The 14169-nt window shown below is 58.5% G+C and carries 14 protein-coding genes; 12 read left to right on the top strand and 2 right to left on the bottom strand.

The annotated features are described in order from the left end of the window. The first annotated feature begins 1 nt into the window (after position 1). From cyoE to ACEN8Q_RS18760, 3 genes are all read left to right on the top strand, one after another. Positions 2-889, top strand: coding sequence for a heme o synthase (gene cyoE / locus ACEN8Q_RS18770; protein ID WP_413420984.1), 888 nt, complete (start codon positions 2-4; stop codon positions 887-889). 561 nt (positions 890-1450) lie between these two features. Then, on the top strand, positions 1451-1633 hold the full coding sequence (locus tag ACEN8Q_RS18765) for a hypothetical protein (protein WP_413420982.1): 183 nt from the start codon (positions 1451-1453) through the stop codon (positions 1631-1633). Positions 1634-1736: 103 nt separating this feature from the next. Continuing rightward, entirely contained in the window at positions 1737-3236 is a 1500-nt protein-coding gene (locus tag ACEN8Q_RS18760) for a Fic family protein (RefSeq protein WP_413420980.1), read from the top strand. 72 nt (positions 3237-3308) lie between these two features. Here the strand turns inward: ACEN8Q_RS18760 and ACEN8Q_RS18755 are convergent, their stop codons facing one another. Together ACEN8Q_RS18755 and ACEN8Q_RS18750 are read right to left on the bottom strand one after the other, a co-directional pair. Further along, a complete protein-coding gene (locus ACEN8Q_RS18755) occupies positions 3309-3587 on the bottom strand; it encodes a DUF3077 domain-containing protein (protein WP_413703548.1) in 279 nt (92 codons plus the stop codon). Between the two features lie 502 nt (positions 3588-4089). Next, a complete protein-coding gene (locus ACEN8Q_RS18750) occupies positions 4090-5508 on the bottom strand; it encodes a PLP-dependent aminotransferase family protein (protein WP_413420976.1) in 1419 nt (472 codons plus the stop codon). Between the two features lie 148 nt (positions 5509-5656). On the opposite strand from ACEN8Q_RS18750, the gene ACEN8Q_RS18745 reads away from it, so the two are divergent. From ACEN8Q_RS18745 to ACEN8Q_RS18705, 9 genes are all read left to right on the top strand, one after another. Beyond that, positions 5657-6757, top strand: coding sequence for a hypothetical protein (locus ACEN8Q_RS18745; protein WP_413703547.1), 1101 nt, complete (start codon positions 5657-5659; stop codon positions 6755-6757). Positions 6758-6800: 43 nt separating this feature from the next. Then, complete coding sequence (locus tag ACEN8Q_RS18740; protein WP_413703546.1) at positions 6801-8081, top strand: ATP-grasp domain-containing protein; 1281 nt, start codon at positions 6801-6803, stop codon at positions 8079-8081. Between the two features lie 48 nt (positions 8082-8129). Beyond that, positions 8130-8624: a RidA family protein gene (locus ACEN8Q_RS18735; protein ID WP_008018868.1), complete on the top strand. Its 495-nt coding sequence runs from the start codon at positions 8130-8132 to the stop codon at positions 8622-8624. 83 nt (positions 8625-8707) lie between these two features. Beyond that, on the top strand, positions 8708-9193 hold the full coding sequence (locus ACEN8Q_RS18730) for a cupin domain-containing protein (RefSeq protein WP_413703545.1): 486 nt from the start codon (positions 8708-8710) through the stop codon (positions 9191-9193). A 243-nt stretch (positions 9194-9436) separates the two neighbouring features. Then, positions 9437-10081 carry a glutathione transferase gene (gene yfcF, locus ACEN8Q_RS18725; RefSeq protein WP_413703544.1) on the top strand — a complete coding sequence of 215 codons (645 nt, stop codon included), beginning with the start codon at positions 9437-9439 and terminating at the stop codon, positions 10079-10081. A gap of 32 nt (positions 10082-10113) precedes the next feature. Continuing rightward, positions 10114-11454 (top strand): KamA family radical SAM protein, encoded by a 1341-nt coding sequence (locus ACEN8Q_RS18720; protein ID WP_413703543.1) that lies wholly within the window; start codon positions 10114-10116, stop codon positions 11452-11454. A gap of 31 nt (positions 11455-11485) precedes the next feature. Beyond that, entirely contained in the window at positions 11486-12358 is an 873-nt protein-coding gene (locus tag ACEN8Q_RS18715) for a branched-chain amino acid aminotransferase (protein WP_413420961.1), read from the top strand. 21 nt (positions 12359-12379) lie between these two features. Beyond that, positions 12380-13138, top strand: a complete 759-nt coding sequence (locus ACEN8Q_RS18710) for a TauD/TfdA family dioxygenase (protein WP_413703542.1) — start codon at positions 12380-12382, stop codon at positions 13136-13138. Positions 13139-13206: 68 nt separating this feature from the next. Continuing rightward, positions 13207-14166, top strand: a complete 960-nt coding sequence (locus tag ACEN8Q_RS18705; protein ID WP_413420957.1) for a diiron oxygenase — start codon at positions 13207-13209, stop codon at positions 14164-14166. Positions 14167-14169 lie beyond the last annotated feature (3 nt).

Here is a 14169-nt window from a genome sequence, read left to right as displayed (position 1 = left end):
CATGTCCCTCAAGCACTTTATCCAAATCACCAAACCGGGGATCATTTTCGGTAACGTGCTTTCTGTGGCAGGCGGATTTTTCCTGGCCTCCAAAGGGCATGTCGATCTGGCCATTTTCCTGGCCGCCATGATCGGCACGTCCCTGGTGGTTGCCTCCGGTTGCGTGTTCAACAACTGCATCGACCGCGACATCGACCTGAAGATGGAACGCACCAAGAACCGGGTGCTGGTCCAGGGCTTGATCTCCCTGAAGCTGGCCCTGGCCTATGCGACCGTCCTGGGTGTCGCCGGCGTTGCGCTGTTGTACAAGGTGGCCAACCCGTTGGCCGCGCTGTTCGCAGTCATCGGCTTCATCATCTACGTCGGCTTCTACAGCCTGTACCTCAAGCGCAAGTCGGTTCACGGCACGCTGGTGGGCAGTCTGTCGGGCGCCATGCCGCCGGTGATCGGTTACGTCGCGGTGAGCAACACCTTCGACATGGCCGCGCTGACCCTGCTGGTGATGTTCAGCCTGTGGCAGATGCCGCATTCCTATGCCATTGCGATCTTTCGCTTCAACGATTACCTGGCCGCATCGATTCCGGTGCTGCCAGTCAAGCGCGGGATCCAGGTGGCCAAGAAGCACATCCTGATCTACATCCTGGCCTTCCTCGTGGCGACCTTGATGCTGACCTTCAGCGGCTACGCCGGCATGAGCTACCTCGCCGTCGCCGCGGCCATGGGCATGTACTGGCTGTACATGGCCTGGACCGGCTACAAGGCAGTGGATGACACGGTCTGGGCACGCAAGCTGTTCGTGTTCTCGATCTTCACCATTACCGCGTTGAGCGTGATGATGTCCCTGGACTTCAAAGTGCCGACCGAGTTGCTGCTGACGTACGCGCCTTAAGGTTTAGATGCTGTAACGAAAAGCCCCGCCTTCGAGAGAAGCGCGGGGCTTTTTGTTGGGGCTTTCACTGGTTTGGGGGCCACTTCGTTTTCGACTCGGACGCGGTCTCTTGTAGGAGCTGGCTTGCCAGCGATGGTCGTTAACGATAACGCGCGTGAACTGGATAAACGCGGCGCATTTGAGTCAATCGCCAGCGAGCCGGCTCCTACAGTTTCCCGGGAATGTGTGAGAACCCTTTTGTTGGGGGAGTTCTGATGGACCGTGTTGTCGCCATCGCGACGCGGTGTTTCAGGCATTTCGCGAGGATAATTCGTTGCTTTGTGCCTGTAGGAAGTTTCAAAAAAACGCGGGGCTTTTTCATTCAAACCTCCTTACTCGTCGTCCTCTGCAAAGAAGGATCTGATCATTCAGGAAAGAGGAGTATGGCATTTGGGAAACGTCCTAACGACAGCACCTGCGGTGCTAGGTATGGTCTGCCTGGACCAGCCATGAGCGAAGCGTTCACGTTGGAGCAGATGATATTGGCAGGGTATCTGTACTCGATGGACAGCAGGAGGCCGCATGAGAAGTCGTGATCTTTTTGGAGAGTTGATGCAGGGCGTTGACGAGATGGCGGCTCAACGTGAACGCAGATTTGCGAAAGGTATTGATTCAGTGGTGGGCACGCCGATTCCCGACTTGGAAACGAACGAACTCCTAGTGCAGCAGACAATGGTGCATACGCCGCCAGCTGACAACCGCTAAAGCTGCTACTTAAGAAAAAATTGAGATAATCTTTAAATCTTAAGATTTTATTGGCCCGCTAAAGAAAAACTGCGAGGCTCTCTCAAAAATGAGGATTTGCGCGATGAGCTTAGCGGGATATGCCTGTTTACAAGACACTCTGCGGCTTTCAGCTTTCCCTTTGCGCCAAACTGCCAGCGTGCAGCCCGTTACACGGCTTGAACGAATAGGTGCGACACTGGGAGTCCCTCCTGGTATTGCCCCTGCATCAGACGACCTGCTGGGACATGTACTATTCGCCTTGAAGCATGAAGGCATTAACCTCACCATTCTAGCCCAAGCGTTACCTCAGATTCCGGTACAGGCGCTTGAAGCTGAATTGCAAAAAGCGCCAAACGGGATCTACATCCGCAAGGCTTGTTTCCTTTACGAAGCGTTCACTGGCAAAGAGTTGGCTCAACACTCTCCAGTAAAAGGTGGCTTCATCCCCCTGTTCGACCCGAAGCAGTACTTGACGATGCCTGGGGAGCGCAATTCCCGCTGGCGTGTGGAGTTCAATGGTATTGGCACGCTGGCTTACTGCGCCACTGTTGAACGAACACCTCAAATCATCGAATTGCTACAGCACGACATCCTTGCGCGCGCGCAGCAATTCATTCAAAGCCTCCCATCTGGAATGATGGACCGGGCAATCAACTGGGCCTACCTGAGTGAAACCCAGGATTCGTTCGCCATCGAGAAGGAATCGCCGAGCGAGGACAAATCCCGGCGTTTTATTCAGTTGCTCAGACAGGCGCATGAACGCATCCCACTGAGCGAGGATTACTTGGTGACCCTCCAGAATGCAACGCTTTCCAATCCGTACGATAAGGCTGTTGCGTTTCGTCACGAACAGAACCATTTGGCAAATGGTTTGCACGGCGCTGCGGGGGTTACCTATGTGCCGCCCGCACCAGAGCTGTGTCGAGAACTGATGGAACAGCTTATGGCCTTGGGAAATGAATCGACAAAGCACATCGATCCGTTGGTTGCAGCCGGGATAATCTCCTTTGGATTCGTTTTCCTTCACCCGTTCATGGATGGCAATGGGCGTCTTTCCCGCTTCCTTGTTCACCAGACACTGTGCCGTGCCGGGAGCTTGCAAAATGGCTTGTTGCTGCCAGTGTCAGTTGCAATGAAACGAGAGGAGCGTCTGTATCTGGAAACACTGCAGGAATTCTCCCGACCAGCGCGTGAGTTCTGGGAGGTTCGATGGATTGATCAGGGGAATCTGTCGTTCAACTTCACGGGACACCCGGCAATCTATCGTTACTGGGATGCTACGCCAAGCGTACGATTTACTCTGGAAATGGCTAAACATGCACTCGAAGTCGAGCTTCGTGAAGAGACCGTTTTTCTTCAAAATTACGACATGATCGTAAAAGCGGTTGATGAGCGCTACGACGTTCGGGGTAGTGACTTGTCCAGCCTGGTGATGATGTGTCTATCGCAAAACGGCACGGTCTCCAAACACCGTCGTAAGCAGTACAAGTATTCAGTTCAGGAGGAGGTGTTTGACTATATCGAGCAGGTCTCGCAGGCCCTGCTTAAGGGCCAGGAGGAGGGCGAAGTCTCTGACTGGTAGCGCATGGCGCGATGGTTATCGGTGTTCATACAAAAAGCCCCGCGCATCAAGAGATGCACGGGGCTTTTTCATTCATGCGCGGTTGTTACAGGGTGCATCGAGTACCTTCACCACGTCATCGATGATTGCCTTGCTCATGTCCTGCAAAAAATGTGAGGCCCAGGCATGTCGGTCGGAATCGCGAACCATGGCGGCGTCTGAGGCGAGGAGTTTGGCGAGGTGGAGCAGGTCGGAGGCGTGGGAGAGGGCAGAGATAACCGGGACACCGGCGTTGATGCGGAACAGGGGTTCGTTGGCGTGGTAGGAGAATGGGGTGAGGCCGATGGTTTTGAGGTCTTGGGGGTAGGTCATTGGGCTTCACCTCCTATTGGGCTGGAGGTGGAGGGGGATGACTGCTGTAGCAGACGGATCGATAGCGTTCATGAGTAAAACTCCCGTATCAAATTGAGAGCTACCACGTTCGTTCTCAGGCGAATGGGTGGCAGCTATGCGCGGGCTGAGAAACCGGAGATACAGGAATCCGGCAGACCCGCAGGTCTCCCACGCACAGCCGCCATTGCACGAATGTACTGGCATAAAAAAAGCGCCGGCAATCGTGATTGGTGGCGCTTGTGCGCCCGTATCTTACTCGGATTCTCAGGCCCGGTCGCTGAATTGGCAGCGACCGGGCGAAGTTAGCCGGCAAGGATGAGGTCGGCAATCGTAGCGATCTGGTGGCCGGGGATCTCATTGGACACCGCAATCCCTGTGGGAGCGGGCTTGCTCGCGAAGGCGGTGTGTCAGGCGACAGTGATGCTGGATGTTACGGCCCCTTCGCGAGCAAGCCCGCTCCCACAGGATTTGGGGTCGACGGTTATTTACTTTGTTTATCAAGCAACCGGAAAAACCGCTCGCGCACCTGCAAACTATCGCTGTGCGCCACGTTGAAGCGCAGGAACTGACTGGCATTCGGGGCTTTGCTCAGCAACGTGCCCGGCGCCAATACCATATTGTTTTCCAGCCCCTGTCGAGCCAGCGTCTCGGCGTGCAAGCCATCCGGCAACCGCGCCCAGATAAACACGCCTTCTCCCGGCAATGAAGACAATGAACACCCGGCCTCCGCCAGCCAACCCGCCACACGGCTATTGGATTCATACAGCCGATCCACCGTGCGCCGCGCATGCTTGGCGTAGCTGCCATCGCTGAGCATGGTGCAGGTGATCTGCTCCGCCAGTTCCGAGGTCACGCCACCGCAGGCCATTTTCAGCGCGACCATGCGTGCCGCCAGTTGTGGCGACAGCACGGTGTAGCTGACCCGGCTGTTGGCGGTCAGGGTCTTGGAGAAGCCGGAGACGTAACTCACATTGTCCAGCCCGCTGGCAGCCAGGCGCGGAGTGCGGCGTTGCTGGATGTCGCAGTACAGATCGTCCTCGACAATGTGAAAACCGTAGCGGTGGCTCAACTCCACCAAGCGGTAAACCTGGGCCGGGGTGAACGAGTGACCGGTCGGGTTATGCAGTGTGCTGTTGGTCATGTACAGCACGGGTTTGTGGGTAATCAGCAGTTGCTCGAACGCGTCGAGGTCCATGCCGTCGCAATCCCGGGCGATGGTGATGACCCTGGCCCCGTGCAGCGCCAGATTGGCGTGCATGTTGAAGTAGCAGGGGTCGTCGAGCAGTACGGTGTCGCCGGGTTTGACCAACAGGCGCATCAGCAGGTCGATGGCCTGCATGGTATTGGCGGTTGTGATGATCTGGTCCACCGGCGCTTCGATGCCGAAGGTCGCCAGTTTGACCCGCAAGGCCTGGCGCAACGGCAAGTAACCGCCGGCCACGCCGTACTCGCCCATGCGCAACGACGTCGCTCGCAGGGTACTGCGTACGGCCTTCTGCAATTCATCGGCAGGTAGCCAGGAGGTCGGCAGAAAACCGCAGCCGGGGCGCAACGCGCCGTTGTCCAGCAGCAGTGCGCGGCGTACCACGCTCAGGGTGTCCTGGGGTTGCAGGTCCGGGCCGGTGCCGCTTTGCAGCGCGGCGCTGGAGCGATGCACGTAATGCCCCGAACCCTGGCGTGACACCACCAGCCCCTTGGCCCGCAAGCGGTCCAGTGCATCGACCACCGTGGACTTGCCCACGTTCATCAAGTCGGAGAGTTCGCGAATCGGCGGCAGCTTGGCGCCATGGGGCAGGCCACCGGTACTGATCGCCCGGGTCAGTTGATCGACGATCTGCTGCACCAGCGGCATGCCGGGCTGGAATTCAATGGCGGCAATGACTGCACGTTGAACCTGCATTTTACTGGTCTCTGCAGCAGTAAAGTTCGTTGGATTCTATACGAACTTGCCCTGATCAGGACACGCCTCTCTCACTACCATGCCCTTACAGACTTTTCTGAGTGCCGGCCTTTGTCGGCGGGCATTGATCCGGTTCTTGAGGTGTTGCATGGGTGTCGAAACAACGGTCGCAGTGGCCAAGCCGGTCATTAACCTGCGCCTATTCACGATCCGGATCATCACCGCTGTCTCGCTGTTCGCGGTGCTGGGCAAGGCCAACGTCTGGCTCGACACTGCCACCAACAGCATCCTGGCCCTTGGATACCGCGCCCTGTTGCTGCTGTTGCCCCTGACTTTACTGGTGCTTGGCCGTCGCTCCCTGAGCGTCACGCTGCTGTGTGCCGGCCTTGGCCTGGTGTTGCTGGCGTTGACCAGCAATCAAGGCATGGTGATGTTTGCCGCCGCCCTGTTTGCCTACGGCATTGCCATAGCCGGGTACCTGATCAAGAGCGAAGCGGCCCAGACCAGGGAAGGCGCAGCCTACAACCGCGTGGCCATGAACATGGGCAGCCTGGTGGCCGGTTTGATCCTGCTGTCGCCGCTTCTCACGCCTACGATGTTTTTCCTCGGTGCGGCGGCGTTCGTGTTGCTGTGCCTGCCGATCGCTCTCGGCGCCACCTTCACCACCGAACAGGTGGTAGCCCGCCCGGCCAGCCGGGTCGGCGGCAACTGGGGCAACAAGCTGCCCTGGGTCATTGCCGGGATCATCATGGGCATCAAGCTGTTCGGGGTGTTCTCGATCCTGCCACAGGCGATCCTGCTCAAGACCGGCGAACTGCCGGCCTGGTACGGCTTGATGCTGATCCTCAACAGCGCCGTGGTGGTGTTTGCCCAGGTGCCGGTGATGAAGCTGATCGAGCGCACCGGACGCTTCAAGGTCGTGGCGGTGATCGGGATCATCGTCGGCGGTTTTGCGGTGCTGTCTTCGCCAGCCGCGTTCCACGTCGAAACCCTCGCCGGGGCGTTGATCTGGGTGGCACTGCTGTCGATCGCCGAATGCGCCTTCAGTTACCTCGATTATTTCTCGGTCAAGCAAAACAACATGTTCGTCAAGGAAGTGTCCCTGGGTGTGGGGGCCGGGCTGACCGTGTTGATCATGCGAGTGGTGCCGGCGCCGTACAACGCGCTGGTCCTCGCTGCCATCGGCGCCGGCGGGATCCTGGCCTGGTACTGGCTCAACCGTAAATCCAATGCGTCGCTGCATGACTGATTCAGCGTCGTTGCGGTTTTCACCTTGCAGGTCGGGGGCATCAATGAATACGACTTCATGCGTAGTAGTGGTCGGTTACAACGGCAATCGCGTGCACGACATCCAGAAGCTGCGCGAGTTGTGCAAGTCGCTCTACAACGCCAGGCTCATCCTGCTGGTCGAGAAGATTCAGCCCCATGACGATCAGGTGGCTGATCACGTCTGCAGCACTTCGCTGGCCGAGAAAGATGTGGCGGCGTCCCTTGAACTGGTGGTCGGGTGCCTGAATGCCGACAGCTGGAAGTTGATCGGTGTTCTGCCGTTCTCCGACCGTGGCGTGCTGCTCGGCGCTGCGCTGGCTAGTCACTTCGGTCTGCCGGGCATTACTACCGGCGAAGCCCGGGCGGGCCTCGACAAGCAGATCTTTCGCGGGCTCGAAGCGGCTGCCGATACCTCACCCGAAGAATACCGTCCGGTGTTTTCCGCGCGGGTCGAAAGCCTGCCGGAACTGCGCCAACGCGTCGTCGAACTGGGCGGCAAGGCTTTCATCAAACCCGCGTGCGAAGGCGCGAGCCGGGGCTGTCGCGTCATCCATCACCCTTCGGAGTGCGATGACGCCTGGCTCGCCCTGAAACCTTATCGCGAAGGCGGCATCGTCCTTGAAGAGCTGGTGCAGGACGCCCGCGAATACAGCTGGGATTACGTGGCCGGCAGCACCTGGGTCACGGAAAAAACCACCACCGAAGGCGCCTATCGCGCAGAGATCCAGCAAGTCGTACCCGCACCGCTTCCGGCTGAGGTACAGGCGCGTTTGATGGCAGCCGGTCGGCACATGTCGTCTTTGGTGTCCCAGGACAATGGCGCCTGGCACAACGAAGTGTTCCTGCGCAGCGACAACCTCACCTCCGCCGTGGAAACCAACATGCGCCCCGGCGGCATGCACATCTGGGACCTGGCCAAACGCGCCTTCGTCAATTTCGATCCGTGGGAGCGCTGGGTGCGCTGGGCGGTGGAAGGCAAGGCCGAACAGCACCAGCCAGAGGCTCGCGGCTACTGCGGCATTCGCCTGCTCAAGGCACCGACCGGTGGCATCTTGCGCGCAACGCCTGACATCGAGGCCCTGGCCCGCGCACTGCGTATCGACCTGGTGGAGGGGCAGTACGCAAAGCGTATCGGCGACTCGGTCAGCGCGCTGGTCAAGGACAACTTCTCATTCATCGGCCACATCGTGTTGTTCAACGAACACTACGGGCAACTGAGCAACGACCTGTTGCGTCTGGCCGAGGCGATTGAGTCACGCACTGAGGTGACTTGCCTGGTACCGGCCACCCGCGCCGTGTGTTGAGCCGGTAAGCACCCGTTTTTTGCATTACTGATCAAGAGGGTTCGATCAATGATCCAGCACATGACCTGCGATGAACGCTTCATCGCCCTGGCCAAAGAGTTTGGTTATGACATCTACGGCGAAAACACCGCAGGTGGGCATTACGCGCCGCTGATCCGGCATCACGATGAGCTGTACATCAGCGGCCTGGTGCCGCGCATGAACGGCAAGATCCATTACCCCGGCCGCGTCGGACTGGACCTCACCATGGCTGATGCGCAAGCGGCCGCCAGCATCAGTGCGATGCGTGGGCTGGCACTGATCGTCGATGCCATTGGTTCGCTGGACAAGATCAAGTCATTGATTCGGGTAACGGTCTATGTGAAGTCCACGGCGGACTTTGTCGATTTGAGCGAAGTGGCCAACGGCGCCTCGGATGTATTCAGCCATGTACTGGGCGATGCCGGTAAACATACACGCACCACAGTCGGTGTTTATCAGCTACCCAAGAATGCCGCGATAGAAGTGGACATGATTGCCGCCTTGCGCCCATCGGTTTTATAAGTTATTTCCAGACTTTACAGCGCTGAACCGTTAACTTAAGGTTTGGCGCTAAAGTATGGAGAATAAGATGAAAGGATGTGCGAATGGATAACTTTCAAGGTGCATTTTTTTCATATAAGGACTTTCGTCAAAGCCTGCACCATCGAGCGCCAAGTCCCAAGGTATGGAAAGGCACCGAACTAGCGGGTATGCGTCAGGCCCTTGAAGCCAGCGACATTGATATTGTCGCTTTGGCTCACGACAAAAGCATTGAGGGTTGTGAAGTGACGCCTGGCATGGCGATCGCCATGCAATGGCTGAATCCCGGTGCGACGCTCAACGGTCATGCTCATTCCTGGTGGCATCTGTTCATTATCCAGTGCGGCAGCGGCGTGATGACCCTCGGCGATGCCGATGAAGTCGAGGTCAGCAGCGGCGACGTGCTGCTGGTGCCGGCCTGGACCCGGCATGGGTTCGTCAACACCAGCAAATACGAGCCTCTGGCGATGCTGAACATGAGCAACATGCCACAAATGGCACTGCTCTCGAACTTTGCCGACAGCCATGGCCTGATCACCACCCAGCCGTAATTTCCCAGCGCATCAGCCAAGGGAGCCAACCAATGTTGGCTCCCTTTTTGTTTTTCCGACCTGCCTCCGGTGTCGCCTTTTGCAGCGGTATTACCGGGGTCCTGGCTGTGCGTCTGCCGCTGGAAAACAACTTTTCTGTATCGATTGAAACAGGCAAATTCTGTATCTATCCAGCCTTCAGTCAACTAATTACGATCACTTCCCATGCACGTTAATCCCTGCAGTCAGTGAATGGAGTGTTCTATGGAAAACAGGAAACTAAAACTGTATATCGGCGCCGACTATGTCAGCGCTTTTGCGATGTCGGCTTTTGTGGCGCTCAAGGAAAAGCAACTTTCATTTGAACTTGTTATGGTGGATTTAAAGACGCGCGAAAACTATATGCCGGGTTATCGCGATCTTTCGCTGACATGCAAAGTTCCAACGCTGGTTCACGCAGGTTTTGCCTTGTCGGAGTCATCGGCGATTGCCGAATACCTCGATGAACTCTCCCCAGGGCATAAAAAACTCTATCCGCAGGACATCCAGCAGCGCGCCCGTGCCCGTCAACTGCAGGCCTGGCTGCGCAGTGACTTGCTGGTGGTGCGTAAGGAGCGCCCGTTTGACCTGGTCTACTTCGGTAAAAAAGATGTGCCCCTGAGCGCCGATGCCCAAGCCGCCGTCGAGCGCCTGTTCTTCGTCGCCGATCGTTTGCTGGAGGAGGGTGCCGAGCACCTGTTCGGTGACTGGAGCATTGCCGACACCGACCTGGCAATCATGCTCAACCGGCTGGTTGCCAACGGCGACCCAGTGCCGGCACGGCTCGCGACCTATGTGCGCCGCCAGTGGGATCGCGACAGCGTCCGGGCGTGGATGGACATAGAGCGCAAAGCGCCGGCCATCGCGTAACAACACTCAGGGCAATCACCAGGAGCGCGGCCATGCAAGGACTGTCGGAGCACGAACGCTACAAACCCTATAACTCACGCACCATCCGCGACTCACCCTACTGGCACAAGTTGACGCCGGCGCTGCAGGAGGCCATGACCGTGGTAGCCCGGGTCATGCCGTTTCGCACCAACGAATACGTGTTGGGCACGCTGATCGACTGGAACAACATTCCCGACGATCCGGTTTTCCGCATGACCTTTCCCCACAAGGACATGCTGCTGCCGGAGGAATATGCCTCGCTCAAACAACTGATCGAGCAGGATGACAGCGCAGCGATCAAGCGTCGGATCGAGGCGATCTGGTTGCGCATGAATCCTCATCCGGCCGGGCAGTTGACCCACAACGGTGTCAGTCTCAACGGCAAAGTCCTGCCGGGCATCCAGCACAAGTACCGTGAGACCGTGCTGTTTTTCCCCGGTGCCGGTCAGACCTGTCATGCGTACTGCACTTTCTGTTTCCGCTGGGCGCAATTCATTGGCGAGGAAGAACTCAAGTTCAACGCCCGTGAGTCCCAGGAACTGGTCAGTTACCTGAGGCTGCACAGCGAAGTGACCGATGTGCTGATTACCGGCGGCGATCCGATGATCATGAACACCCGCTCGCTGGCCGGTTACATCGAACCGCTGCTGCAATTGCCACACCTGAAGAACATCCGCATCGGCACCAAGTCCGTGGCGTACTGGCCGCAACGTTTTGTCAGCGACAAGGATGCGCCTGAGCTACTGGAGCTATTCCGGCGAATCGTTGCGGCGGGGAAAAACCTGTCGATCATGGGGCACTACAACCACCCGGTGGAGATCCGCCCGGCCATCGCCCGCCAGGCCGTCGAGCGCATTCGCTCGACGGGCGCGACGCTGCGCATGCAGGCGCCGGTGATCCGCCACATCAACGAAAACCCCGCAGACTGGGCCGCGCTGTGGACCGAAGGCGTGCGGCTCGGAGCCGTGCCGTACTACATGTTTGTCGAACGCGACACCGGCCCCAGCCACTACTTTGCAATGCCACTGGCCCGGGCCTTCGAGATCTTCCAGGCGGCGTACCGCACGGTATCCGGGCTGGCGCGCACGGTGCGTGGGCCGTCCATGAGCACCTTCTACGGCAAGGTGTTGATCAACGGCATCGAGACCGTCGCCGGTGAAAAGGTCTTCGTCCTGCAGTTCCTCCAGGCACGCAATCCGCAATGGGTGTTGCGCACGTTCCATGCGCGCTTCGACCCGCACGTGACCTGGTTCGACGACTTGCAACCGGCATTCGGCGAGCGTTCGTTCTTCTTTCAAACCGAGCTCAGCGCCATGCCGGAATTGATACCCGTGTTGCTGGAAACAGCGTAGGAAATTTCATGAAAAATGGGGAGATATGGAGATGAGCAGTATCCCGTTTGATCAGCGCGAGGGGGTTATCTGGCTCGACGGCGAGTTCGTCGAGTGGTCCCGGGCGCAGTTGCATGTGTTGACCCATGGCCTGCATTACGCGAGCACCGTGTATGAAGGCGAGCGGGTCTACAACGGCAAGGTCTTCAAGCTGCGCGAGCACAGTGAGCGCTTGTATCGTTCGGCGCAATGGATGGACTTTGCCATCCCCTATGAGCTGGCGGAACTGGAAGCGGCGAGCCTTGAACTGCTGCAACGCAACAAGGTGGTCGACGGTTATCTGCGCCCGGTGGCCTGGCGCGGCAGTGAAATGATTTCCACCTCGGCGCGTTTCAACCGTGTGCACGTGGCTATCGCTTGCTGGCAGTGGCCGAGCTATTTCGACCCGGCGGCGCGCATGGCCGGCATCCGTTTGAAAACCGCGAGCTGGCGCCGTCCGCCGCCGAGCAGCAGCCCGTTCCAGGCCAAGGCATCCGGGCATTACCAGATCGCCACGCTGAGCAAGCACGACGCCGAGAACACGGGTTACCACGATGCGCTGATGCTCGACTGGCGCGGCCACGTTGCCGAAGCCACCAGCGCCAATGTGTTTTTCGTCAAAGACCGGATGCTGCACACACCGCTGGCGGATTGCTTCCTCAACGGCATCACCCGGCAGACCGTGATCGAGTTGGCCAAAGCGCTGGACTACCAGGTCGTCGAACGCACGATTTTGCCTACGGAGCTTGGCGCCTTCGATGAGTGTTTTCTCACCGGCACCGCCGCCGAAATCACTCCGGTGCAGAGCATCGATGAGCAGCGCTATCGACCGGGCGGCGCCTGCCGCGACTTCATTGCCGCTTACACCTCAACCGTAAACGCCTGATCACCCGCCAGGAATTTCACCATGTCAGATCAAGGGATTGTTGCGTCTCAACCTTACATTTCGCTGGGCCATCGTCATGAAGAACTGTCGACGGCGGGCTGGACGGTACTGACCCCCGACGAATTCGCCGATGATGTCGTAGGCACCTTGCAGGAGTTCGGTCGGATCATTCCGCAGTTCAACGGCCAGACGGCCTTTGCCATTACCCGCAAGCCGGGTTACGAAGACTTGCCGTATTCCCAGAGCATGAACGGCATCGGCCCGCACACGGAGGCGCCGGTATACGGGCCGCCGCCGCGTTATCTGGCGTTGCATTGCCATAAACAGGCCACGTGCGGTGGCGGGCACACCGGATTGGTCGACGGCTATGAATTTCTAAAGTCCCTCGAGCGCAGTGAACCGCAACTGCGCGAGTGGCTGGATGACACGCCGGTAGAATTCGTCGCCACCGCCAAACCGGGCGAACCGGAACAACGACGGGTCAAGGAGTACATCCTCACGCCGACAGAAGACGGGGATATTTTCCGCTTCAGCTACAACCAGTTTCACTACGGCGACGTGAACCCGTCCAAAGAAGCCTTGCAGCAATCGCGGGTCGCCAACAACAGCTCGCCGCTGGCCAGGTTTGCCGTGCTTGGCGAAGCGTACTTCGTCGAGCACAACGTTCCGGTGTTGATTCCCGACGGGTGCCTGCTGATTTGGGATAACTGGCGGATGATTCACGCCCGCAGTCGTTACACTGACCCGGCGCGCAACCTGACCCGCTATTGGCTGGCCTGACTTTTCCGTCGCCCTACATTCTTTTGGCGTACCCCTTTGGCGGGTACGCGCCTTACAGGTATCGCGTCATGCAAACAGCAATCGAGATCGCCCAGGTCGATCATCAACTGATCGTGCGGCTCAACCAGGCCTGGACCAAGCGCGCTACGGTGTGTTCGCCGGACAGGGGCCAGGTTGAAGAAGTGTTCGACCCCGCGCGCCCGGATTACCCGGAGTGCATGGTGCCGTTCTTCCATCATCCGAAATTCCAGGCCTTGAGCGACGAGCTCAAAAGCAGCGTGGTGACCTGGGGCTGGATCGGCTACAACCTGCGCACCGTCACTGCCGAAGAACACGTGGTCAATCCGGCGCTGAGCGTTATCGCCAAGCAGTATCTGGGCAAGGATGACTGGCATTTTCGCGAGGCCATGCAGCAAACCCTGATCGACGAGCACTACCACACACTGATGCACCTGCGCGCCATCGAGCGGACCAAACTGGATCGGGCGCTGGACCAGGATCTGGATCTGCCGCCGTCCGTCACCTACCTGCGCCTGAAGGCCCTGCATGCAGAACTGCCGGAGCAATGGCAGCGGGATCTGGCGGCGATCACTTTTGCGGTGGTAGCCGAGATCAGCGTCAACGCCTATCTGGACCTGCTGGCAGACGACCAGACCATTCAGCCGCAGAACCGCCGGGTGGCCGAACTGCACAACCGCGACGAATATGCCCACAGCAAGGTGCTGGCCGAAGTGGCGAAGGTCATGTACGCGAACATGCAGCCCACCCAGCGGGAATTTTTCGCACGCAACCTGTCAGTGGCGCTGAGTGCCTTTATCGCTCAGGACTACTCCATGTGGGAGGCGATTCTGACGCAGCTCGGGGTCGAGGATGCGGAGCTGATCATTGCCGACACCCGCGAGAGCAACAGGAACGCGACCATCATGCGTGACTACAGTGGCCTGCATAAACTGGCCCATGACCTGGGGATCAGCGACCAGATCGATTTCGATTTTCGTCCGACCCTCAAAACCACGGCGGCCGCCTGAACC

The organism is Pseudomonas sp. Pseusp16 (genome assembly GCF_047324915.1).
GTDB lineage: Bacteria > Pseudomonadota > Gammaproteobacteria > Pseudomonadales > Pseudomonadaceae > Aquipseudomonas > Aquipseudomonas fluorescens_CD.
Note: the sequence above shows the minus strand (reverse complement) of the source record. Positions and strands in the feature narration are given on the sequence as shown.

Excerpts from the sequence above, each read along its gene's own strand:
- cyoE (WP_413420984.1), top strand. The coding sequence starts at position 2 with ATGTCCCTCAAGCACTTTATCCAAATCACCAAACCGGGGATCATTTTC.
- ACEN8Q_RS18765 (WP_413420982.1), top strand. The coding sequence starts at position 1,451 with ATGAGAAGTCGTGATCTTTTTGGAGAGTTGATGCAGGGCGTTGACGAG.
- ACEN8Q_RS18760 (WP_413420980.1), top strand. The coding sequence starts at position 1,737 with ATGAGCTTAGCGGGATATGCCTGTTTACAAGACACTCTGCGGCTTTCA.
- ACEN8Q_RS18755 (WP_413703548.1), bottom strand. The coding sequence starts at position 3,587 with ATGACCTACCCCCAAGACCTCAAAACCATCGGCCTCACCCCATTCTCC.
- ACEN8Q_RS18750 (WP_413420976.1), bottom strand. The coding sequence starts at position 5,508 with ATGCAGGTTCAACGTGCAGTCATTGCCGCCATTGAATTCCAGCCCGGC.
- ACEN8Q_RS18745 (WP_413703547.1), top strand. The coding sequence starts at position 5,657 with ATGGGTGTCGAAACAACGGTCGCAGTGGCCAAGCCGGTCATTAACCTG.
- ACEN8Q_RS18740 (WP_413703546.1), top strand. The coding sequence starts at position 6,801 with ATGAATACGACTTCATGCGTAGTAGTGGTCGGTTACAACGGCAATCGC.
- ACEN8Q_RS18735 (WP_008018868.1), top strand. The coding sequence starts at position 8,130 with ATGATCCAGCACATGACCTGCGATGAACGCTTCATCGCCCTGGCCAAA.
- ACEN8Q_RS18730 (WP_413703545.1), top strand. The coding sequence starts at position 8,708 with ATGGATAACTTTCAAGGTGCATTTTTTTCATATAAGGACTTTCGTCAA.
- yfcF (WP_413703544.1), top strand. The coding sequence starts at position 9,437 with ATGGAAAACAGGAAACTAAAACTGTATATCGGCGCCGACTATGTCAGC.
- ACEN8Q_RS18720 (WP_413703543.1), top strand. The coding sequence starts at position 10,114 with ATGCAAGGACTGTCGGAGCACGAACGCTACAAACCCTATAACTCACGC.
- ACEN8Q_RS18715 (WP_413420961.1), top strand. The coding sequence starts at position 11,486 with ATGAGCAGTATCCCGTTTGATCAGCGCGAGGGGGTTATCTGGCTCGAC.
- ACEN8Q_RS18710 (WP_413703542.1), top strand. The coding sequence starts at position 12,380 with ATGTCAGATCAAGGGATTGTTGCGTCTCAACCTTACATTTCGCTGGGC.
- ACEN8Q_RS18705 (WP_413420957.1), top strand. The coding sequence starts at position 13,207 with ATGCAAACAGCAATCGAGATCGCCCAGGTCGATCATCAACTGATCGTG.